Source organism: Bosea beijingensis (assembly GCF_030758975.1).
GTDB lineage: Bacteria > Pseudomonadota > Alphaproteobacteria > Rhizobiales > Beijerinckiaceae > Allobosea > Allobosea beijingensis.
In genome coordinates, this window is record NZ_CP132359.1 from 5,469,136 (window position 1) to 5,489,458 (window position 20,323).

15 protein-coding genes and 4 pseudogenes are annotated in these 20,323 nt (G+C 64.9%); 6 read left to right on the forward strand and 13 right to left on the reverse strand.

Annotated elements, in window-relative coordinates; genetic code table 11:
* Positions 1–98 precede the first annotated feature (98 nt).
* From Q9235_RS26230 to Q9235_RS26240, 3 genes are all read right to left on the reverse strand, one after another.
* A complete protein-coding gene (locus Q9235_RS26230) occupies positions 99–878 on the reverse strand; it encodes a hypothetical protein (RefSeq protein ID WP_306224657.1) in 780 nt (259 codons plus the stop codon).
* Between the two features lie 59 nt (positions 879–937).
* Positions 938–1,711 (reverse strand): hypothetical protein, encoded by a 774-nt coding sequence (locus Q9235_RS26235; protein WP_306224658.1) that lies wholly within the window; start codon positions 1,709–1,711, stop codon positions 938–940.
* A gap of 524 nt (positions 1,712–2,235) precedes the next feature.
* The gene (locus Q9235_RS26240) at positions 2,236–3,996 is read right to left on the reverse strand and encodes a ShlB/FhaC/HecB family hemolysin secretion/activation protein (protein ID WP_306224659.1); all 1,761 of its coding nucleotides are present in this window, start codon (positions 3,994–3,996) and stop codon (positions 2,236–2,238) included.
* Positions 3,997–4,327: 331 nt separating this feature from the next.
* Between Q9235_RS26240 and Q9235_RS26245 the strand changes: the two are divergent.
* Positions 4,328–4,582 (forward strand): annotated as a pseudogene (locus Q9235_RS26245) (FecR domain-containing protein); the annotation flags it as partial.
* Positions 4,583–5,416: 834 nt separating this feature from the next.
* Here the strand turns inward: Q9235_RS26245 and Q9235_RS26250 are convergent.
* The 3 genes from Q9235_RS26250 to Q9235_RS26260 all read right to left on the reverse strand — a co-directional run bounded on the left by Q9235_RS26250 (position 5,417) and on the right by Q9235_RS26260 (position 9,653).
* A complete protein-coding gene (locus tag Q9235_RS26250) occupies positions 5,417–6,823 on the reverse strand; it encodes an exonuclease domain-containing protein (protein ID WP_306224660.1) in 1,407 nt (468 codons plus the stop codon).
* 12 nt (positions 6,824–6,835) lie between these two features.
* On the reverse strand, positions 6,836–7,294 hold the full coding sequence (locus Q9235_RS26255; protein WP_306224661.1) for a hypothetical protein: 459 nt from the start codon (positions 7,292–7,294) through the stop codon (positions 6,836–6,838).
* Between the two features lie 436 nt (positions 7,295–7,730).
* Complete coding sequence (locus tag Q9235_RS26260; protein WP_306224662.1) at positions 7,731–9,653, reverse strand: heavy metal translocating P-type ATPase; 1,923 nt, start codon at positions 9,651–9,653, stop codon at positions 7,731–7,733.
* Between the two features lie 348 nt (positions 9,654–10,001).
* Between Q9235_RS26260 and blh the strand changes: the two genes are divergently transcribed.
* The 5 genes and pseudogenes from blh to Q9235_RS26285 all read left to right on the forward strand — a co-directional run bounded on the left by blh (position 10,002) and on the right by Q9235_RS26285 (position 13,210).
* On the forward strand, positions 10,002–11,297 hold the full coding sequence (gene blh, locus Q9235_RS26265) for a bifunctional sulfur transferase/dioxygenase Blh (protein WP_306224663.1): 1,296 nt from the start codon (positions 10,002–10,004) through the stop codon (positions 11,295–11,297).
* Entirely contained in the window at positions 11,297–11,644 is a 348-nt protein-coding gene (gene bigR, locus Q9235_RS26270) for a sulfite-sensing transcriptional repressor BigR (RefSeq protein WP_306224664.1), read from the forward strand. Before blh ends, bigR begins: the two co-directional genes overlap by 1 nt.
* Complete coding sequence (locus Q9235_RS26275; RefSeq protein WP_306224665.1) at positions 11,641–12,048, forward strand: YeeE/YedE family protein; 408 nt, start codon at positions 11,641–11,643, stop codon at positions 12,046–12,048. The genes bigR and Q9235_RS26275 overlap by 4 nt, the downstream gene beginning before the upstream one ends.
* A complete protein-coding gene (locus Q9235_RS26280) occupies positions 12,045–12,488 on the forward strand; it encodes a YeeE/YedE family protein (protein ID WP_306224666.1) in 444 nt (147 codons plus the stop codon). The genes Q9235_RS26275 and Q9235_RS26280 overlap by 4 nt, the downstream gene beginning before the upstream one ends.
* Positions 12,485–13,210, forward strand: a pseudogene (locus Q9235_RS26285) (sulfite exporter TauE/SafE family protein). The gene Q9235_RS26280 and the pseudogene Q9235_RS26285 overlap by 4 nt, the downstream one beginning before the upstream one ends.
* Before the next feature lie 316 nt (positions 13,211–13,526).
* On the opposite strand, the gene Q9235_RS26290 reads toward Q9235_RS26285, so the two are convergent.
* The 7 genes and pseudogenes from Q9235_RS26290 to Q9235_RS26320 all read right to left on the reverse strand — a co-directional run bounded on the left by Q9235_RS26290 (position 13,527) and on the right by Q9235_RS26320 (position 20,314).
* A complete protein-coding gene (locus tag Q9235_RS26290) occupies positions 13,527–14,060 on the reverse strand; it encodes a cytochrome b (protein ID WP_306224667.1) in 534 nt (177 codons plus the stop codon).
* Positions 14,061–14,079: 19 nt separating this feature from the next.
* A pseudogene (locus Q9235_RS26295) lies at positions 14,080–14,454 on the reverse strand (VIT1/CCC1 transporter family protein); the annotation flags it as partial.
* An 18-nt stretch (positions 14,455–14,472) separates the two neighbouring features.
* A pseudogene (locus Q9235_RS26300) lies at positions 14,473–15,195 on the reverse strand (ferritin family protein); the annotation flags it as partial.
* A gap of 115 nt (positions 15,196–15,310) precedes the next feature.
* Entirely contained in the window at positions 15,311–16,378 is a 1,068-nt protein-coding gene (locus tag Q9235_RS26305) for an MFS transporter (protein ID WP_306224668.1), read from the reverse strand.
* 134 nt (positions 16,379–16,512) lie between these two features.
* Positions 16,513–18,162: an ABC transporter substrate-binding protein gene (locus tag Q9235_RS26310; protein ID WP_306224669.1), complete on the reverse strand. Its 1,650-nt coding sequence runs from the start codon at positions 18,160–18,162 to the stop codon at positions 16,513–16,515.
* A gap of 52 nt (positions 18,163–18,214) precedes the next feature.
* Positions 18,215–19,330 carry a C45 family autoproteolytic acyltransferase/hydolase gene (locus tag Q9235_RS26315; protein ID WP_306224670.1) on the reverse strand — a complete coding sequence of 372 codons (1,116 nt, stop codon included), beginning with the start codon at positions 19,328–19,330 and terminating at the stop codon, positions 18,215–18,217.
* A gap of 141 nt (positions 19,331–19,471) precedes the next feature.
* A complete protein-coding gene (locus Q9235_RS26320; RefSeq protein ID WP_306224671.1) occupies positions 19,472–20,314 on the reverse strand; it encodes an alpha/beta hydrolase in 843 nt (280 codons plus the stop codon).
* Positions 20,315–20,323: the final 9 nt, after the last annotated feature.

Here is a 20,323-nt window from a genome sequence, read left to right on the forward strand (position 1 = left end):
ATCTCGGACTCCGACGAAATGAGGCGTCCAAGATCCAGTGGCTGACCCGGTCTCGCTTGGGCTCGCCGGCGTGAGCCGCCGACCACCACGGAGACCGCTCAGAGCCGATGAGCGACGGACGTGTAGCCTTCCTGGGTCAGCCACTGGATCAACAGCTCGGGTGGCTGGGGCGGGTCCGTCAGGAAGATCGTCCGGACGACCGCGCTGCTGGGCAGCACGACTTCGCAGCTGGGGCCTGCGAATGGGTGAAATTCCGGCAGCGCCGTCCCACCTGCGAACGGTATGCGGGTGCGCAGGCTGAGAAGTCGCAGTGCGTCGCGGAGCGCGGCATTCTCGAACTGATGCCGGATTTCCCTGCCGTCCCGGTTGATTAGGAGGCATGCCCCGACATCATTGAGCCCCTTCCCACCCGCGTGGCAGAACCAGAAGCCGATCCGCATCCGGTGGAGAGCGCGGGCGGCCTCCCGACAGACCGGATCCATCAGCGCGCCGCTCGCCAGAAGGGCCCGCAGCTCATTGTGCTGGATCGGTACGAGGTTTGCGCCTCGCTGGTTCTTGATCCGCTCGGGCACATCGAACCGAATGCGCCAGCCCTCCGGCGCCGAGGATTTTTGCACATCTGAGGCTGTGATGGTTAGGCCAAGTGCTCCGAGCGACGCGGATACCCCTTGAGCCTGGCAAAGCGCCCGCACCGCGAGTGAGTAGGTTTCGAAACCGAGTTGTTCCGCAAGGGCAGCGGAAGTTGCTTTCCCGGCCCACTGGAAGAGCTGCCTGTTGTGATCTCCGTAGAGCGTCACGCGGAAGCCGTGCAGCTTAGGCGCTTTCTCCGCTTTGCTTTTGGTAGGCGCGCGCCCATGCGAGGCCGACATCGTTGTCATCGTCCGATCTTTCTATGGCTGAGGGGCCGGCGGGCGCCCTGCCCGCCGGCGGGTCGCTTTCAGGCCGCGTGCGGTGCGCGATGGGGCGTGAATTGGCGTTGCGTCATCTGAACGCCGACGAGCATCGCGATCAGGCCTGCATTCAGCGCGCGGATCGAGAACGTGTCGGAGAAGTCGAGGAGCTGCTGGCCTTGGATGGGCGCGAGGAGCTGGTAGCGCGCGATTGCGGCATCGTCGAGCAGACCCTTCGGATCCGTGACCCGGGCGACCGGGGTTGCGATGGTGCGCTGGTACCAGCGGCCGATAGCCGGGAATTCCCGCTCGAAGGCCTTGCCGGTGATGGCGACGATCGCCTCGGCATCCTGGCGACTGCCGGTTACGGCGCAGTCGAAGTCGCGGTAGAGGTCGGCCGCCCCCATCTCGGGGAAGGTGATGGCGATCAGCGAGATGACCTTGTCCCTGGTTTCCTTGGACTGGTCGACCAGCGTCGCCGCGACGAGATCTGCGCCGATGAGAAGCGTCGCTCCCTTTGTGGCCTCTGCGAATTCGTGGCTCATCGGGCCGCCGCGGCGCGCTTCAAGCGCATCTGAGAGCGCCCCGAGCCGGCGCCAGGCCCGGCCGAGGTAGCGGCCGGCATTCGCCTTGGCGCCGAAGTTGCGAACGTAGAGTTTGCGCGCGATTGCGCCGGTAGGCGCGCGATCGATGAGATCGCTGAGCGCGTCGCGGAAATCGATTTGGCGGGCGAGTTCCTTTGAGGTGACACAGAGTTCACCGCCCAGAGGCCGAAAATCGAGGCGATCGAAAATCAGCGGTCGATCAGGCTCACGAACCACCAGTCTCCTCCCTGTTCTTTAGGGCAAACTCTGCCGAGACCATCGCCCCCGGAACGTCATGTCGGGCTCCCCGCATCGCTCAGCTCCCCGTCTTCTTCAACCAGCGGGTCAGGAACCCCGTAGCGATATGCGCGGCAGGGGGAGCTGCCGAGAGCTCGGCGATGTCCGCCAAGATCCGTTCGTGCAGCTGGTCATGGGTTTCGTTACCGACATCGAAGTCGTTGGTGCACTGGGAATGCCACCACGTCGCACGTGCCGCAATATCGTTCAGCGTCTTACCCGGCCGATTAGAGAGGGCGTCCTACAGGATCAGCTCCCTCGCCCGTCTCCCTGGCCCAGCCGCAGACCTGAGACCGCGCCGCTCGGAAAACCGCTCCGGCCGTCCGTCGCTATCCGGTAGCTGCGCTGATAGCGCGACAGGGGCACCTCATCCGGGCGTGCGTCATTCTGCGGGGTGCCATCGCGCTCGTCTTCCTCGTCATATGCCCAACGCGCGCCTGTGGCACATGGCGATACGGCCGAGCCTAGCTCTTGCAGCGTATCCCTTCGCTCGTCGGGCACAGCCGAAGAGCATGTGAAAGGGAGAACAGGAACGTCACCCCCCGATCGTGATCGGTCGGCGAGCGATAGACGATCGGCTTCGAGACGCCGACACCAAGTTGCAATTCGTCGTTGACGAACACGCGCACGCCCGCTCCGACCGAAGCGATGCTCTGAATAAGTTCGCGCGGCTGGAGCTTTGTCTCCGTCGCACCACCCTCGACAAAGGCATAAAGTTGATAGCCTTTGGCGAAGCTGCTGTTCAGCACACCGTCGAACCGCACCTCGGCGGACCCCGCGATCGCGTTGTCTCCGGAAATCCAGCCGCCCGGCAGACCGCGTCCGAACCAGTTGCCGCCGAGATAGTATTGCTGCGAGATGAGCAGGGGTCCGGAAGCGACCTGACCGGCTGCGGCCAGCTTGAGCGACCAGCGGTCCACCAGGTTCTGATAGTGGGTGAAGGCGCCGCTCAACACGGAAAAATGCCCGGAGGCTCCGCGACGGGAAATCCAGTCGTCGTTGTCTGTCGACGACCCATCGTAGCCGAGCGCCTGCTTGTAGGTGGCGCTGAGATAGCTCCAGCTGCCATCGGTGACGTGGGCCTTGTAGTCGGCGCTGATGCTGGCGAGCCTGATCCGGTCCTTGTAGACGAGCCCGAAGCCATTCTGTTCGGTGGCATCGACGAAGCTGAGCGCGCCGGTCAGCCAGAGCGAATGGTTCTGGGTCAGCAGGGGCGCATAGGCGGCCCGGACCTCATAAGTGTCTGCCTGCGAAGCTGTGCGGTTCCAACGTCGCTGATCGCCCGGCCAGACATGGCTGGTTGACGCGGACATGCCCAGGCGAAAGCTGTCGAAGCCGATTGGAGCGTCGTAGCTGACGCGCCCGAACCGCATCTCACGGGTCGCATTGGGCACAGTGGATCCGGAAATGGCGAGTGTGTCGCCGGTCAGGATGAGCGAATTCAGCGCGACATTGAACGAGGCCTGCCACGGACCTATCGCTGCCGATCCCAGATTGTCGGTGCCCGCGGCGGTATAGCCCCGCCAGGTTTGCACCGTGACGGTCAGCCGGAAGCGCCCGCTCGATGGGGTAATCTCGTCCAGCGTCGTGTCGCTGACCTGGATGCCGGGCCGGTCGTTGACGAGCAGGAGCTGCCTTTCCAGCGTCGGGCGACGTGATGGGGTCTCCTGCGTGATCGGCGACAGCACCGATGCGACGCCGAAGGTGCCATAGGGATCGCCTCTCACGACGATGTCAGCGATCACACCCTCGATGACGGAGATGCGCAGGACACCGGCCGCCAATTCCTGGGGCGGGATGATCGCGCGAGTGAGGTGAAACCCCTTCTCCCGATAAGCCTGGCTCAATGCCTCCGTGACCGTTTGCAGATCCGCGAGCGAAACCTTTTGGCCGACATGGCGGCGATAGGTGTCCTCAAGCCGTTCGGCCGGCAGAGCGGTCGCTCCGGTAATCTCGACGCGCTTGAGCGCGAAAAGGGGCTGAGTGCTGGCAGATGCCGATGACGCGGCAGGCTTGTCACTGGGTGGGAGCGACGGCCCACCCTGTCGTTCATCCAGTGCCTTCCGGTCGTTCTGCGAGGGCGCAGGGCTTTCTCGACCGACAGCGGGGCGCAGCGAGATTTCCTCAGACCGGACAGGCAGGGCTGAGGCTGCCAGAGCGATGGCGACGCATGAAACTGCCATGCCATTGCGCCACGATGATGCGTGTCGGTTATGGCGCTCCACGGTCGTCCTCTTCGCTCAGGCGGAATTATGCTGAACGAGAGTTAAACACGCATGGTTAACGAACTTTGCTTTATTGGAAGGCCTCTAGAGATATCTCCTAAGCCTCTGTTCACAGGTCTGTTTTAGTTTGCCACGCCACCGGAATTCGGCAGGCGATCGGGCAAGGCGTCGACCAATGTTCTCTTTCAAGCTCCACCAGGTGGCGCGCACTGCCGCTCTGCTCATCGCCTTTGCGACAAGCTCGATGAGCTTGGCCCAGGACGCCACCTGGCGCGTTGTCAAGGTTTCGGGCGAAGCCTGGATCGGCGGCAGCGGCGTCCAGCCTGCGTCAATGTCCGATAACCCGATCCTTCGCCCTGGTCAGACCGTTCGCACGGGTCGCAACGGCCGCGTGCTTCTGGTGCGCGGCACCGAGAGCATTCTCGTCTCCGCCAACTCCTCGATCAGCCTGCCCGAGGCTGGTCGAACTGGCCAAACTACGATCATCCAGCAGGCGGGCGCGATCCTGCTCGATGTCGAAAAGCGTAACGTGCCGCATTTCGAAGTCGAAACTCCCTATCTCGCAGCCGTGGTGAAGGGCACGCAGTTCCGTGTCTCGCTGCAGGGCGGCAGGGCAAAGGTCGATGTCGTCCGTGGCCAGGTGCAGGTCTCGGATTTCCGCTCGGGTCAGTTCGCGCTGGTTTCACCTGGGCAGAGCGCGCGCGCTTCCTTCGGCTCGAATGTCGGGCTCAACCTGTCCGGCACCGGAACGCTCGCGCCGGTCCAGTCCGGCCCGGTTCAGTCGCCACGCGTGGCACCGCTGGCCGTTCCGACCCGCGGTCTCGGCGCACTTCCCGGTGCGGTCAAGCTGCCGCGTTCCGACGAGGCCCTGCGCTCAGCGACGCCAGGAACGTCCCCAAGCAAGGTTAGCGTGACGCAACGTATCATCGCGCCGGGCGTGGTCGGTGGACCAAAGGGCGCGATCCGGATTTCGGCACCGATCGGCGACGTGAAGCTCGACATTTCCAAGGTCACCCGCGGCATCGCGCGCAGCGAGACCGCTATTCCGGGCCAGAGCGGGCGCCAGCCGACGGTCTGGAGCACCGGCGAACTCAACCCCGGCACCCCATCCAGCAAGAACGCCGTGGTAAACAACGGCTCGCCATCGGGCGCTGCGGAAGTCGCTTCGGGCGCGAGCGCGGCTGTCAACTTCGACGGCGCTGGTCGGGGGAATGGCGGCTTTGCTGCCAACCCCGGCAACCGTGGAACGCTGACGGCCCAGGGCAACGGCAATAACGGCAACGGAAACGGCGGCAATAGCGGCAACGGGAACGGAAACAACGGGAACGGCAACGGAAACGGCGGCAACAACGGCAAGTCCCTGAAACGACGAAGGCGCCGTCTCCGGCGCCTTCGTCGTTATCGCCGCTGTCTCGTCGCCTCAGGCTGCGAGCCTGAAGAACTCACTGCGCGCGGACAGCCAGCGCGCGATCCCATCGAGATGCGCGTGGCCGCCGATGTCTTCGGGTGGAAGCATCTGACGCAAGGCGGCTACCTCGCCGAGCGCCTTCGGCAGCGTCAGCCAGGGGACATCGGCCTCGGTCGTCAGCCGATCGCGCAGCCAGGACTGGCCTTTCCGCCACGCTGCCGGCGAGAGCGATTGCGGCGCCTCCAGGAGGGTCAGCCGGTTGGCAAAGGCCTTGAGCCGTTCGTCGCTGAACCCGGCCGCGATCGCGGGGCGGTCCGTCCAGGACGAGCCATGCCAGCGGGCACAGGCACGGGCATCGTCGTTCGAGATGAACCCGCCGGAATAGAGCGTCGCCTCATGGTGCGGCGACGGCGCGCGATCGGCGAAGCGGTTCGCCAAGGCGGCCGCGAGGTTCGCCCGGAATCCGGCGTGATCCCGGATACGGGCCGCGCGCTCGTGGTAGAGCGGGCTATCGCGATGCTGGGGCGGCAGGGCGTAACAGCCTTGCTCGTATGCCAGCAGGATCGGTTGGGCATTGGTCTTGACCATTCGGATCGGACGAGGGCCTGGGCCCGAGACGAGCTTGCCGATCTCGTCCGCTGGGAGATCGAGATAGCTCCCCGGATCGATGGTGAGGTCGGCCGCCGCCCAGGACGTTGCGACGGTCGGGTTCGGCGTAACGCCGACGACCGGCGCCAATCGCGATGAGACGCCGAGAACGAGCACCTCGCCGCCGGCGAGCCTGCGGTTCGCGACCCCCTTGTCGGCGAGGCTCTGCATGGCCGTGATCGTCGTAGGAGCGACCTCGCGCAGATGCCGGAACAGGGTGAGCGTCGCTTTCGCGTCGGCGAGGGCATCATGGGCTGCGTCCTCGGACAGGGCGATGACGTTGGCCCGGCAGACCTCACCGAGTTTGAAGCTCGGCTTGCCCATGGTGTTCAGCGGTACGCAGATCGCTTTCGGCTCGAGCATCGCCACCGCCCTGACCATGGTGAGGAGATCGGCGCGGCGGTGGCCGTTCAGCTGTGTGCCGTAAGGCGGCAGCAGATGGGTGAAGAAGGCGTGCCGGAGGATTTCCTCGTCATACCTGATCGTGTTGTAGCCGATGAGGGTCGCCGGCGCCCAGGACTCCAGGGCCTTGGCGATGACGCAGAGCATCTCGGTCGGGGAGAGCGGCGCCTGCTCGAGCTGCTGGGGGCGGATGCCGGTGGTCATCAGCGCGCCGGGTGACGGCACGATATGAGCCGGCAAGCGGCAGCGCAGAGAGAGTTCTCCCAAACAGGAGAGGTTTTCATCGGTGTGGAGGAAGGCAACCTGGAGCGGCACGTTCCATTGCGGTTCAAGACCGGTCGTCTCGAGATCGTAGATCACGAAGGACATGGGTTCAGGTCCTCAGTGCCGGCTCTGGGTACCGGGCGTCATCGGCACCTTGGTCAGGTTGATACCGAGTTCGTGCGCATCCTGCTGCATCGCGGCCTCGACCATCCAGGGCGTGTGCGAGCGGCGGAACTCATCCTCGTCGAAGACCATCGCCTCGTAGACCATGATCTTGGCCTCGAAGTGCTCGGTCTCCCGCGCCGGCGCCTCCGCCAGCATGAAGGCGAAGAACCGCGCGGTCGCCCTTGCCCCTTCCGCCAATTGCAGACCTGTCAGGTCGCCGTGCTGCGGATAGCTGCGCTCCGGCTGCTGCTCCAGCAGCAGAGCATGCGCCATCGCCTCCTGCCAGAGCCAGTAGAACCGCTCCGGCCGGTCCGTCGTCATCCGGTAGCTGCGCCGATAGCGCGACAGGTGCTCCTCATCCGGGCGCGCATCATCCTGCGCGGTGCCATCGCGCTCGTTGTTCCTCGTCATTCCAATATCCATCCGGGCTCTCATGACCCGGAACGGCTCTGTCGGCTCAGCTTCGCGGGGGTTCCCGGTAGCGGGTTCCTACCCTCCCGTTCTTCCTGAATCTCTCCGACCACTCGATATGCCCAACGCGCAACTGTGGCCCTTTCCGGACATCTAGGATGTCTGCTTCCGGACGATTCACTTTGGCAAATGGCGCGCAGCATGGGCGGGCCCATTCCGGCCGTTGGCAAGGTCAGCTTCAGGCCCGTTTAATTCGGCAAGAGTGTGCAGCCCACGTTGGCTTTTGCCCGATTTGAAAGCTGAACAGCGAGAGCCACCAAATCGCCATCAGTCGCTGCTCAAGCAGATCATGCTGATCGAACACGGTCGCGGCCGCCGACTCTCGATATCCATTCGTTATCGTAGTGGTACGAATACCGGGTGCCGCCGGGTCCGGTTAGCCGCCGATCGGATGCGAGCCTGACCGCGACACGTCGCGAATAGGGTCGCCCAGAAGCCGCAAGCCATTGAGGACGACAAGAACCGTCCCACCCTCATGGCCGAAGACTGCGAGCGGGAGGGGAAGATCAAAAAAGACAGCGCTGGTCACGAGAATCAGCATGGCCCCGATCGCGAACGTTAGGTTCTGGCGGATGATCCAAGCGGTGCGCCGCGAGAGCCTGTGCGCCGCCGCAAGCCGCCCCATATCCTCCGAAAGCAGCGCTACGTCGGCCGCCTGGAGCGCCACCTCGGACCCGGCCGCCCCCATGGCGATGCCGACATCGGCACGCGCCAAGGCCGCGGCATCGTTCACGCCGTCGCCGACGAACGCGATCTTGTCTCGCTTCGCTGCTTCGGCGACCAGTCTGACCTTGTCCTCAGGCAGCATCTCTGAGTGGATTTCTTCATCGCGGAGACCCAATTCCGCGCCGATCCGCAACGCCACCGGGCGCCTGTCACCCGTCATCATGAGGATCGTTTCGACGCCGCTCCGCCGCAACGCCTCGAGCGCAGCGGCGGAGGTTTCCCGCGGCATGTCCGCGACGCTGACAGCGCCGAGGACGCGGTTGCCACGGCCGAGATAGACCACGGTCTCCGCCGCGCTTTGAATTGCCTTCAGGGCCTCGTGGTCGACGGATGCGCCCATGGCTTCGGTCATGCGGCGGTTCCCCGCCCAGAGCGGACCGGCATCGTCTTCCCCCGCGATTCCCAAGCTGGGAAGCGCTTTGACATTCCGCACCTCGCGGATGGGCAATCCACGCTGCATGACTTCGCGCCGCAGGGCATTCGCGATGTGATGTTCGGATTGGGCTTCGAGGCTGGCCAGCGTCGACAGGAAATCGCTCTCGTTGCCGTCGAGGGTGACGACATCGGTGACGGTGGCTCTCCCAGCCGTCAACGTTCCGGTCTTGTCGAATGCGAATGTCTTGACGCCGGCCAAGGTCTCGATCGCCGCGCCGCCCTTGAAGAGGACGCCGCCGCGGGCCGCCGCCGAGAGAGCCGAAAGGATGGCGGCCGGCACGGAGATGACGATCGCGCAAGGACTGGCTGCCACGAGCATGGTCGCAGCACGATACAAAGCAATCTCCCAGCTGTTTCCGAGCCAGAGAAAGACGCCGAGCGCCGCGACGGATCCGACGAGCACCGCGACCGTGTATCGTTGTCCGAACCATGCGCTGAATCGTTCCGAGGGTGCCTTCGCCGCCTGCGCGTCCGTGACGAGCGCGATCATCCGGGCGACCGTGCTCTGCTCAAGCGTTTTCGTGACACGCACCTCCAGAACGCCGTCGAGATTGACCGTCGCCTCGAAAAGCGACTGGCCCGGCTCCTTGCCGACCGGCATCGACTCGCCGGTGATCGTGGATTCGTCGAGCGAGCCCCTGCCGGAGAGGACCACGCCGTCCGCAGGAACCCGTGACCCGGGGCGAAGGATCACGATGTCGTCGACATGAAGATCGGCCGCGGGCACTTCCTCGACCTCGCCATCGGCTGTCTTGCGGAACGCCGTTTCCGGCCGCAGGGCCATCAAAGCCTCGATGGCGCGCCGGGCACGACCCATCGCTCTCTCTTCGAGCGTCGTCGACAGGCTGAACAGCGTCAGCAGGACCGCGCCTTCAAGCGAGGCGCCGACGGCTGCCGCCGCGAGGGCTGCGACGATCATCAGAAGGTCGATGTCGAGGATGTTGTCGCGCCACAGTTCGCCCAGGGCGCGCCAGCCGGCCGGCATGCCCCCGGCCAGGTAGGCGAGGGTTGTGCCGGCAAGGAAGGCCAGCGAGCCGATCTGGTCAGCGAGAAGCCATTTGCCTGCGACCGCCAAGGCAAGGCCAGTCACCGTTGCCGCGGTCAACGCAACCGACAGATTCGATAGGAAACGCTGCAACTACCCCTCCAGTGCGCGATCAGTGCCAGTCGGCGTCGTGCATGGCATTTTTTAGAATAATTCTAATATATGAGGTGACTCCCGTTGCGCAACCGACGGGACAGTTTATCGCCCCCGGCGCGGGCGAATGCCGAAATCAAGCTGGCCAGCCGAACCGGAGCCCGGACGCCGAAGCCGGCCTCTTGCCATTTCGCGCGGGGGCATTGCGAGCCTGCCGCATACAGGCAGCGGCACCTTCGGGATGACCAGCCGAGCCGGAGCCTTTGGCCAACTGCAAAACGCGATTGCATCCGATCGCTATACATTATATGAATATATATAATGTATGGTTCTGAGAGGATGCCTGCGATGGCCAGCGTGAAGATCGACGACCGGCTGACGGTTGCCAGCCAGCCGCACCAGGAGGCGCTTGCCGCGCTGGCGGCCGCTGGCTTCGCCACAATCATCAACAACCGCCCCGACGGTGAAGAGCCCGGGCAACCCGGCAACGCTGCCGAGAAGGCAGTCCTGGAGCGGCCGGGCCTTGCCTATCACTTCATCCCCGTGACGGGGGCGACGATCACCGAAGCCGATATCCGCTCATTTCAGGAGGCGGTCTCCGGGGCGAAAGGGCCGGTCTACGCCCATTGCCGCAGCGGCACGCGGTCCCTGACTCTTCACGTGCTCGGCGAGGTGCTGGCGGGGCGGATGAAGCCCGGCGACGTCGAGGCCTTCGGCCGCGCCCACGGCTTCGATCTCTCAGGCGCGGTGCAGTGGCTCGCCCGCAATGCGGCCCGGGCGCCGCTGGTAAAGGGCTTCCACGAGCCGCGGACCGGCAGCGTCCAGTATGTCGTCGCCGATCCGAAGACGATGCGATGCGCGATCATCGATCCGGTCTATGAGTTCGATGAGAAGTCCGGAGCGACCGCCACGCATCAGGCCGACGAGATTCTCGCCTATGTGGCGCGCGAGGGGTTCACAGTCGAGTGGATCCTCGACACCCATCCCCACGCCGATCACTTCTCGGCCGCTCACTATCTCAAGCAGAAGACAGGCGCCCAGACGGCCATCGGCGCGCGCGTCACGGATGTCCAGAAGCTCTGGCAGGGCCTCTACAATTGGCCGGAGCTGGCGACCGACGGCTCGCAATGGGACCGGCTCTTCGCCGAGGGCGACAGCTTCAAGGTGGGTGAGCTTACCGGGCGCGCAATATCCTCGCCCGGCCACACCCTTGCCTCCGTGACTTACGTCATCGGCGATGCGGCCTTCGTGCACGACACGATCTTCATGCCGGATTCCGGCACGGCGCGAGCGGATTTCCCGGGCGGCAGCGCAAAGGCTCTTTGGGCATCGATCCAGGCGATCCTGACCCTGCCGGACGATACGCGCCTGTTCACAGGGCACGACTACGAGCCCGGCGGCCGCGCCGCCAAATGGGAGAGCACGGTGGGAGAGCAGAAGCGCGCAAACCCGCATATCGCCGGCATGACGGAGGAGCGTTTCGTCGCACTGCGGGAGGCGCGCGACCGCACTCTGCCGATGCCGAAGCTGATGCTGCATGCGCTCCAGGTGAACATCCGCGGAGGTCGGCTGCCGGAGCCTGAAGCCAACGGCAGGCGCTATCTCAAATTCCCGCTCGATGCGCTCGCGGGGGCTGCGTGGTGATGGACGCCAAGACGACGCACGCCAAGACGGTCCACGCCATGCCTCCGGCCGAGATGGAGGCGCGTGCTGGCGAGGTCGCCGCCCTGCTCAAGACGTTGTCGCACCCGGCCCGTCTGAGGCTTGCCTGCGCCCTTGCCGAGGGCGAATACGCCGTCGGCGAACTTGAGGAGCGCCTGGGCATCCGTCAGCCGACGCTGTCGCAACAGCTCGGCGCTCTGCGAGATGCAGGCGTCGTCACCACGCGCCGCGACGCCAAGCAGATCTTCTACCGCCTGAGCGAAGAGAAGGCCGCGCGTCTGATCGAAGCCCTTTACGCCATCTTCTGCGAACCGGAGCAGCACCCATGAGTGCCTATTGGCCTTCCCTGATCGGCGGCATGTTGCTCGGCCTCTCGGCCGTCGCGCTGCTGCTGCTCGACGGGCGGATCGCCGGCATCAGCGGCATCGTTGGCCGCTTACTCGGCGGTGTGCAGATCCCGCTGAATGCGGCTTTCGTCATCGGGCTCCTAAGCGGCCCGCCGCTCTACATGCTGGCCTTCGGGAGCTTCCCGGCCGTGACCATCGCCACCTCCGGCACACTGGTCGTCGTGGCCGGGCTCGCCGTCGGCATCGGCACGCGCATGAGCTCGGGCTGTACTTCGGGCCACGGCATCCTCGGCCTCGCCCGCTTTTCGAAACGTTCCTTCGCTGCGACCGTGACTTTCCTCCTCGCAGGGGTCGCGGTGGCGACGCTGATGGAGTTCCTGCGGTGAACCGTCTCGCATCCCTACATATCGTCGTGGCGCTCTTGGCCGGCGCTCTCTTCGGCTTCGGCCTGTCGCTCTCCGGAATGCTCGATCCGGCGCGCGTGATCGGCTTCCTCAACCTCGCCAGCGGGCACTGGGACCCGAGCCTGTCCTTCGTGCTCGGCGGTGCGGTGCTCGTGGCGGTGCCAGGCGTCATGCTGCAACGCCGTCTGCGGCGCCCCTTGCTCGACGACAGCTTTCACCTGCCGGAGAAGGCGGAGATCGATGGGCGGCTGCTGGCCGGCTCGGCGTTATTCGGAGCCGGATGGGGGCTCGCCGGCTTCTGCCCGGGCCCCGCGGTCTCAGGCCTCTTGATGGGGCTCGTCCCGGTCTTCCTGTTCGTCGCGGCGATGGCAGCAGGGATGATGCTGCATGACCGTGTGATCTCGGGAATGCTGCCGCGATGACCTCGACCCTGGTTCCCGCGCTCGCTTCCGGCGGCCTCGTCGGCTTTAGCCTCGGCCTGGTCGGCGGCGGCGGCTCGGCGTCGCCAGCCCGCATGCCGCGATCGGCACCGGTGCGCTGGCGGTTTCGATCAATGCCTATGCCAACTTGCTCGCCCATGCCCGGAAGGGTCATTTGCGCTGGCTCTGCGCGGCCGTCTTCGCGGCTATCGGTTCGTTCGGCGCCCTTCTTGGTTCCAGCCTTGGCCTCGTCATCGACGGAGCGCGCCTTCTGCTGCTCTTCGGCGCACGGATGGTCGTGTCGGGCTGATTATGCTGCGGCCGCGCGGTATCGGCCGCGGCGGCGAGCGGTCGGTCGATCGGCGCATGTGTGCGCTCACGGCCGCTACGGCACTGGCGAAGGGCGGGGCCTCCGGCTTCTTCGGCATCGGTGGCGGATTCCTCATCGTGCCGGCGCTGATCTTCGCCATCGGCTGGTCGCTGCTCGCGGTCGCACTTTCGGGTTGGCGACGGCCCTGAACTACGCCCGCAGCGGCCGGGTCGACTGGGTCGTCGCAGCGCAGTTCATCTCGGGCGGCGTTCTGGGCGGCATTCTCGGCATGCTGCATGCGACGCGTCTCTCCGCGGGCAAGGCCACGCTGAACCGGGTCTTCGCCGCGCTCATCCTGACGGTCGCGGCCTTTGTGATCATGAAGAACCTACCGGCGGTGATTGGCGAAATGTAGCCACGGATTCCGACCCTACGGCACGCTCTAATCCAAGGTTCCAATTTCCCCTTTCGACACGACCATATTGGAGGGGCTGCGCCTAGTGCTGCAAGTAGATATTCCCGCTGAAAGCCGACATCGTCGAGCAGGTTGATGATGACATTGTGCGCCCTCTACAGGCCGTTCGAAAAGAACGCTGAAGGAAAGTTTGGGCCTGATCGTGCCGCCATCGATAGCTGCCAGGCAGTTCCTGCCAACCGCCTAATGTCTGGAGTTGGCGTATGTCGTCATCAAGACTCAGTCGCGATCCGAATGATACCGGGACGACCCATTGTTACCGCCATGGAGACATGCGAGACAGAGCTCCATCTTTGAATATAAAATGGTGGAACAGCGCCGCACCGGCATGAGCGAGGGCCAAGGCCACGAGGCAGTTAGCCGCGAGCTCGTGCCAGCCATTGATCGAGCGGCGCAAAGCGCGGTCGTCTGCGGCTAATGCGGGGATCTGGACAAGGCCAAACAGGTCCCAGCCACGCGCACAGACATTTGCAAGCCCCAGGATGAGGGTCGTCGCAACAAGCGCATAAAGAAGGGCGTGAACGGCATGCTCTATAGCTCGCAAGATGCCGGAATTCACCGATGCGGGTCTGGACCCTTTCGTCAGGCGCCAAAGGAGCCGACTAGCATAGACGACGATGAGCAGGCCTCCGAGCGCGATATGGACGGACCACATAGCGTGCCGCCACTCCCTGGGCAGGACCGCTTCACTCTGAGCCATGAGCCACAGCAGCGTTATGAGGACCGCGGTCAACCAGTGAAAGCAGATGCTGATGTTGTCGTAGCGGACCGGGTTTTGGACGGAAGCCATCGTTCTATCCTTCTGCAGTTCAAGCGCCACCGATCAGGATGCCCGTGGCCAGGACGAGAAGGCCGCCGAGAATGATCTGGAACATGGCGCGTCCGATGGGCGTCTCCATGTAGCGGTTCTGGATCCAGACGATCGCCCAGAGTTCGACGAAAACGACGCAGAGGGCGATGGTCGTCGCTGTCCAGAAATGCGGGATGAGATAGGGCAGCGCGTGCCCTAGCCCGCCGAGCGCCGTCATGACGCCTGAGGCTAGCCCTCGTTTCCACGGGGCCCCGCGTCCCGACAGCTTGCCGTCGTCATGGGCCGCTTCGGTGAAGCCCATCGATATGCCTGCGCCGATCGACGCCGACAGCCCGATCAGAAACGTCGTCCAGGAGTTCTGCGTCGCGAAAGCCGTCGNGCGTCCCGACAGCTTGCCGTCGTCATGGGCCGCTTCGGTGAAGCCCATCGATATGCCTGCGCCGATCGACGCCGACAGCCCGATCAGAAACGTCGTCCAGGAGTTCTGCGTCGCGAAAGCCGTCGCGAAAATGGGCGCCAGCGTCGAAACCGAGCCGTCCATCAAGCCTGCCAGCCCCGGCTGGACCCAGGTCAGGACGAACTGGCGCTTCGCGGTCTCTTCTTCCTGCCGGCCCTCGTCGCCGGTTGACAATCCATCTTCAAGCGCAACCGCGCGGCGCTCATGCGCCGCCTCGGCAACCGCGAGGTCTCCGAGAAGCTTGCGCGTCGCTGCGTCCGTGCTGCGCGAGGCGGCGAGCCGATAGAACGTCTCGGCCTGTCGTTCCATGTCCGCCGCCTCGGCGCGCGCGCGCTCCAGCGGCAAGGTCTTCGCTAGCCAGAGAGGCCGCCGCGCATAGAAGCCTTCGACATGCTCGCGCCTGATCGGAACAAGCGTTGGTCCGAACTTGCTCACATAGAGATCAAGCAGGGTGCGGCGATGCTCGTCTTCCTCGGCAGCCATCGTGTCGAACATCGCCGCCGAAGTTGGATAGGCCTCGCGCAGGTTCGCCGCGTAGGCCGCATAGATCCGCCCATCCTCCTCTTCCGACAGAATGGCGAGCGCCAGGATTTCCTGCGGGTCCAGATCGTCGAACCGGCGGCGGCTGGAGCGGAATATCGGGAAAAGAGATGGCATTGTGCTAGCACCGAGTTTAACGCCAGCTCTTTAGAATCTCTCTAAATTATAATCCAGCCCCTTTCCTTCGACTGCGGCCAGCCATCGCCACCCGCCTGAGCGCTTACGGAGGTTGTCATGGGCCGGTCGCATGAGGCCAGTTGCGTCGGTCGAGCCAGAGCCCGGCAACGAGCTCGACATTGAGTAGCGCGAGGGACAGTAGCGCGCCGAACATCGGTCCCGAGCCTATGCGATCGAGCAGCAAGGCGCCTGCGGTCGGTGCGATCGCTTGTGCGATGAGGCTCGGCCGCGCCAGCCTTCCGATCGCCGCCGCGTAGCGCTGAGGGCCGAACTGGGCCAGCGGGAGCGTACCCTTAGCAATCGAGAAAACGCCGTTGCCTGCCCCGCAGAGGATGATCGCAAGCCCGATCGGGCCGACATCGAGTGCCATCAGTCCCAATCCGAGGGCAATCAGCCCAAGCGCGGCACGCATGGTCCAGAGCGGATGATGCCGGCCTCCGCCAGCCATCTCGATCACCCGTCCGCCGACCTGCGCGGGACCGACAAGTGCGCCCAGAGCCACGGCCGCCGCGAGACCATTTCCTTGTCCTTGGAGCAACGTCAGCAGGTGAACGCCGACGATGGCGCCGATCGCACCACCGATGACGACGATGCCGGAGAGAAGTTGGAAAGCGCGACGCTCCGCCGGGAGCAGGTTCGATGCCGCCCCGGAAGTCCCCGTCGTCAGCGTTGGCAGCTCCGGCGGGACGCGCGGCAGGATCGTCAACATGAGCGGAAGCGAGATCAGAAGCTGGATGGCTGCATAGACGAAGCAGGTTCCTCGCCATCCGAGATGCGCAACGAGGTAGGCCGACAACGGCCAGCACACGGTGCTGGCGAATCCGCCCCATAGGGTCAGCATCGTGATCGCCGACCGCGCAGCGCCGCCGTAAAGACGCCCAAGCGTCGAGAACGCCGCATCGTACAGACCTGCGGCCATCCCCGCCCCGAGAACGATCCAGCCGAACACGAATACCGGCAGATTCGGGGCGATGCCCAGGGTGAATTGCCCGGCGGCCAGGAGGATTGCCGCCGCCGCCAGAACCGGTCGCCCGCCCGTCTCGCCGATGGCGCGGCCGACATAGGGCGCAACGGCGCCCGCCGTTAGCAGGCCGACCGAAAGCGCGCCGACGATCCAGGGCAACGGCCATCCCGTATCGGCAGCGATGGGGGCCGCGAGAATCAGCGCAAATCGAAACATCAAAGGCCCTCCCAAGCCTCAGGACAAAACCCGGCTCCGCCTCAACGGAGAGGCGGAGCCGGGATCAGTCGGTCGCCTCACCTGGAGACGCTGACTTCCCAGAGGCGTGGCTTCGGCATGGTCGAGGCGGCGAAGCCCCTGACGCGCTTCGAGGCTGCGGAGACCTCGACGCCGTTGAACAGCATCAGGAAGGGCGCCTGTTCGAGGAAGAGTCCGTGGAGCTTGTCGAACAGCGCCTGCCGCTCGTCTTCCTTGGTCGTGGCGACGATCTTGCGCAGCAGGTCTTCCGCTTGGGCATCGTCCCAGATGCGGTTGGGGCGCACATCCTTCGAGCCGATCACGGCCGAGTAGGCCAAAGCGGGGTCGTAGCGCGCCGAATAGGAGAAGGACTGCATCTGGTAGTTGCCCTTGCTGTAGCGGTCGAGCTGCGTCGCCCATTCGACGATCTCGAGGTCCACATTCAGGCCTGCGGCCTGCAGCATCGACTGGGCGATCACGGCCGTCTCGTAGGTGTCGCGCTCGTTCTTGTTCGCCATCAGCANGACGATCTCGAGGTCCACATTCAGGCCTGCGGCCTGCAGCATCGACTGGGCGATCACGGCCGTCTCGTAGGTGTCGCGCTCGTTCTTGTTCGCCATCAGCACGATGCGCTGGCCGGCATAGCCGGCTTCCTTGAGCAGGCGGGCGGCCTTGGCCGGATCGTAGGCAAAGCCGCGTTGCTGGGTGCTCGAATAGTAGCGCGATGCGGTCGCAACGATGGAGGCGTTCGCGGGAACGAGCCCGTCCGTCACGGATTGCGCGATCTGGCGGAAATCGAGAGCGGCGGCGATCGCCTGGCGCATCTTGACGTTGGACAGGAGCGGATCGCGCGTCTGCAGCAGGATCGTGCTGAACATCATCGTCGGAGCCGTGGTCACCACGAGATCGGGCTTGGCCTTCAGCTCGGGCACATCGGGAGCACTGACCGATGCGAGGATGTCGATCTTGCCGCTCATCAGCGCGGCCTTTGCCGTCGCATCGTCTGGAACGACCACGAACTGAACCGCATCGACCAGAGGCTTCTTCCCGCCGACATAGCCGTCGGCCGGGCCGCCGCGATCCGTGTAATCGGCGAAGCGATCGAGCCGGATATACTCGCCGCGGCGCCATTCGCCGAACTTGAACGGCCCTGTGCCGACTGGTGTCTTGAACGAGCCGTCAGGATTGACCGAGGAGCGCGCGATGATGGCGGTCTGGCCGCATTGGCTGCGCGCGATCCCCGCCAGGAATACGGAGCTCGGCTGGTTCAGGGTGAAGACCACCGTGTCCGCGTCGGGCGCCGCGATTTCGGCCTTAAGACCGTTGGCGCCGTTATATTCGCCAGTGCAGAGCCAGCCGGTCTTCGGGTCCATATAGCGGCGCCAGTTCCAGACCACGTCCTCGGCGGTCAACGTCGAGCCGTCGTGAAACTTGACGCCCTTTCGCAGCTTGAATGTGTAGGTCAGACCGTCCGGCGAGGTGTCGATCGTCTCCGCCAGAAGCGGCTTCGGCGTGCCGTTCGCGGAGTTGGCCACCAGCCCCTCCACCATGTGCAGGACGACGCCATCCGTCGAATCGTCCCGGTTCACGCCGGGATTGATGCTGCGGATATCGGTGTTGAGCCGGCTGCGGAGCGTATCGGCCGCAGCCTCGGACGCAGCAAAGCCGGCGGCGAGCGCCAGCAGAAGAGCGGTGGTTCGCTTGTTCATCAGTTTCCCTCCCAGGATGTGTTTCTCGTCCAGGCGAAAGCTCTTTCGGCTCTTATGCCAGGCTGTAGCGTGTGAACTCCCGATTGAGCGCCGGCAGGGGAGCCACTTCCATGATCCCCGCAGCCGGCTGCATCACCACCATCGCGACCGTGGCGGACAGGTTGGCGTCGCGCAGGCCGGGGCGAGGTGGACGGCAGACACTGTAGGGCGTGCCGAAATCGTCGAAGAGAGCCGATTTGACGTCCGCCACCGTCAGGCTGCTGCCTGTCTGGTCGAGCAGTCTCTTGACGCGCCAGTCGCGGTAGACGCTCTCCGGGACATTCGCGAGTCCGGTTTCCCGAAGCTTTGCCAGCGCGATCGGGCTGACCCAATGGTTCGCGTGAACGATCAAACCGTCCGCGGGGTAAAGCGAGAAGGCCTCGTCCGGCGCGCACTCGAAATTGATCGCGAAGCCGGTGGCAACCGATAGCATCATGTTGTTCGAGCAGGTTTTCGGCGTCGCCGCGACGGCCTTGATCGCGAAAGCGAGATGGTTCTGTTCGAGCACCTTCCGGCGGATCAGGCTGAGCGGCACGCCGAACTGGCGGTAGTCGCGCTCGCTGTCGAGATAATTGGCGGTGATGGCGATGCCCGCCGCGTTGAGACCCGAGCGCGCCAGACCGCCGGCCTCGACGAAGGTTAGGAAATCCGGGCCGTCCGGCTGCTGCACGCGGAGCACGATGCCGGTCTCGGCACAATCGGCGCGCCAATCCCAGTTCTGGGCATGGACGAGCTCGCCCGTCGCACTGCGCTCGGGCATGACGATCAGGCCGGTACAGCCATCATCCGCCTCGTCGAGCTCGCGGCGCGGGCGGTTCTTGTCCAGTCTTGCCCGGGCGATCACTTCAGTACGCGCATTGACGAGAACGACGTCCTGCAGCGAGACGCCTGCTCCTTCCGCGATGCCGCGCATCTCCTCGATGTAATGGGCGCCGAAGGCCTCGATCTCATTGGCGAAAGGCATGATGAGATCGGCCTGCTCCGCAGCCGAGCAGCCGAATTCGCCGAGCTGGCCGCCATAGAGCGCGATGCTGCGCCTGACGCGATCGCGGGCGATCTCGCCATATTGGCGTCCGCGCTCGCGCGGCGTGCCGGAGATCGAGACGAGAGGAAAGGGAGTGTGGGTCATCGCGTCAGGCTTCGTTCCGGGTTGCAGCGGTCGGCTTTGGACAAGCGCGCACGGCGGCGGCAGCGAGCCATCCGGGCGTCATGCTTGTCGTCGTTCAGGCAACCGCCCGGCCTGTGGTCGGGCGGCGATGGCGGAGGCCGCTTATGTCGGCGACTGGTTGCGCAATGCTTCGGTGAAGAAGTCCTTCACCGGCGGATGAACCAGATGTCCGGTATGCTCGACGCCGGGCACGACATCGAAGCGCACCGGTATCTCCAGATTCTGGAACGCCTTTTCGAGCGAGCGCAGGCGCTCGACGCGCGTCTGCCCGGTTTCGTTGATCCCCTCTACCCAGTTGGGGGAGCCTGGCGCCACCGTCACGTCCCAGGTCTCGATATCGTCGCCGCCGACGACCATCTGCACCGCGACCTTGCGCATGGCGGCGAGATCGGGCTCGCGCCCGAAAATCTCCTTCATGCCGCTGGTGCCGCGCCACCACGGCTTGTCCGGGTCCGGCAAGGTCACCACGCCCGGCGCACCGATCGACACGGCGGAAAGCCGCTCGGGATAGAGGTAGAAGAAGCGGTGCGCGAACTGGCCGCCGCCCGAGAAGCCGTGCATCAGGAGTTTATCGGTCTCGAGCCGGTAGATGCCGGCCACTTCCTCGATCATCGACAGCAGGATCTGGTCGTAGCGGATGCCACGATAGAGGATGCGCTTGTAGTTATGGGTGTCGCCGGGTTCCTCGATTCCGCAGGGAAACAGCGGGGCCAGGAGCGCGCACTGGTTGGCCTCGGCGAAATCGATGAACTGATCGCGCAGGATATCGGCATTGCGACCGCTGCCATGGACGAGCACCGCGAGCGGATAGCGCCGCGTGCCGGTCTCCTCGTAGCTCTCGGGCAGATAGCAGCAATAGGAGAAACGCTGGTCGACCTGGCAGGCGGCAAGCGCCGTGCGGCCGAGCAGGTAATAAGAGATATTCTTTCCGTGGCCCTTGCGCATGTCCGGCTT

Bases quoted from the DNA above. Each gene is read 5' to 3' on its own strand.
- Q9235_RS26230 (WP_306224657.1), bottom strand. From the start codon at position 878: ATGACAACGATGTCGGCCTCGCATGGGCGCGCGCCTACCAAAAGCAAA.
- Q9235_RS26250 (WP_306224660.1), bottom strand. From the start codon at position 6,823: ATGTCCTTCGTGATCTACGATCTCGAGACGACCGGTCTTGAACCGCAA.
- Q9235_RS26255 (WP_306224661.1), bottom strand. From the start codon at position 7,294: ATGACGAGGAACAACGAGCGCGATGGCACCGCGCAGGATGATGCGCGC.
- blh (WP_306224663.1), top strand. From the start codon at position 10,002: ATGGCCAGCGTGAAGATCGACGACCGGCTGACGGTTGCCAGCCAGCCG.
- bigR (WP_306224664.1), top strand. From the start codon at position 11,297: ATGGACGCCAAGACGACGCACGCCAAGACGGTCCACGCCATGCCTCCG.
- Q9235_RS26275 (WP_306224665.1), top strand. From the start codon at position 11,641: ATGAGTGCCTATTGGCCTTCCCTGATCGGCGGCATGTTGCTCGGCCTC.
- Q9235_RS26290 (WP_306224667.1), bottom strand. From the start codon at position 14,060: ATGGCTTCCGTCCAAAACCCGGTCCGCTACGACAACATCAGCATCTGC.
- Q9235_RS26315 (WP_306224670.1), bottom strand. From the start codon at position 19,330: ATGACCCACACTCCCTTTCCTCTCGTCTCGATCTCCGGCACGCCGCGC.
- Q9235_RS26320 (WP_306224671.1), bottom strand. From the start codon at position 20,314: ATGCGCAAGGGCCACGGAAAGAATATCTCTTATTACCTGCTCGGCCGC.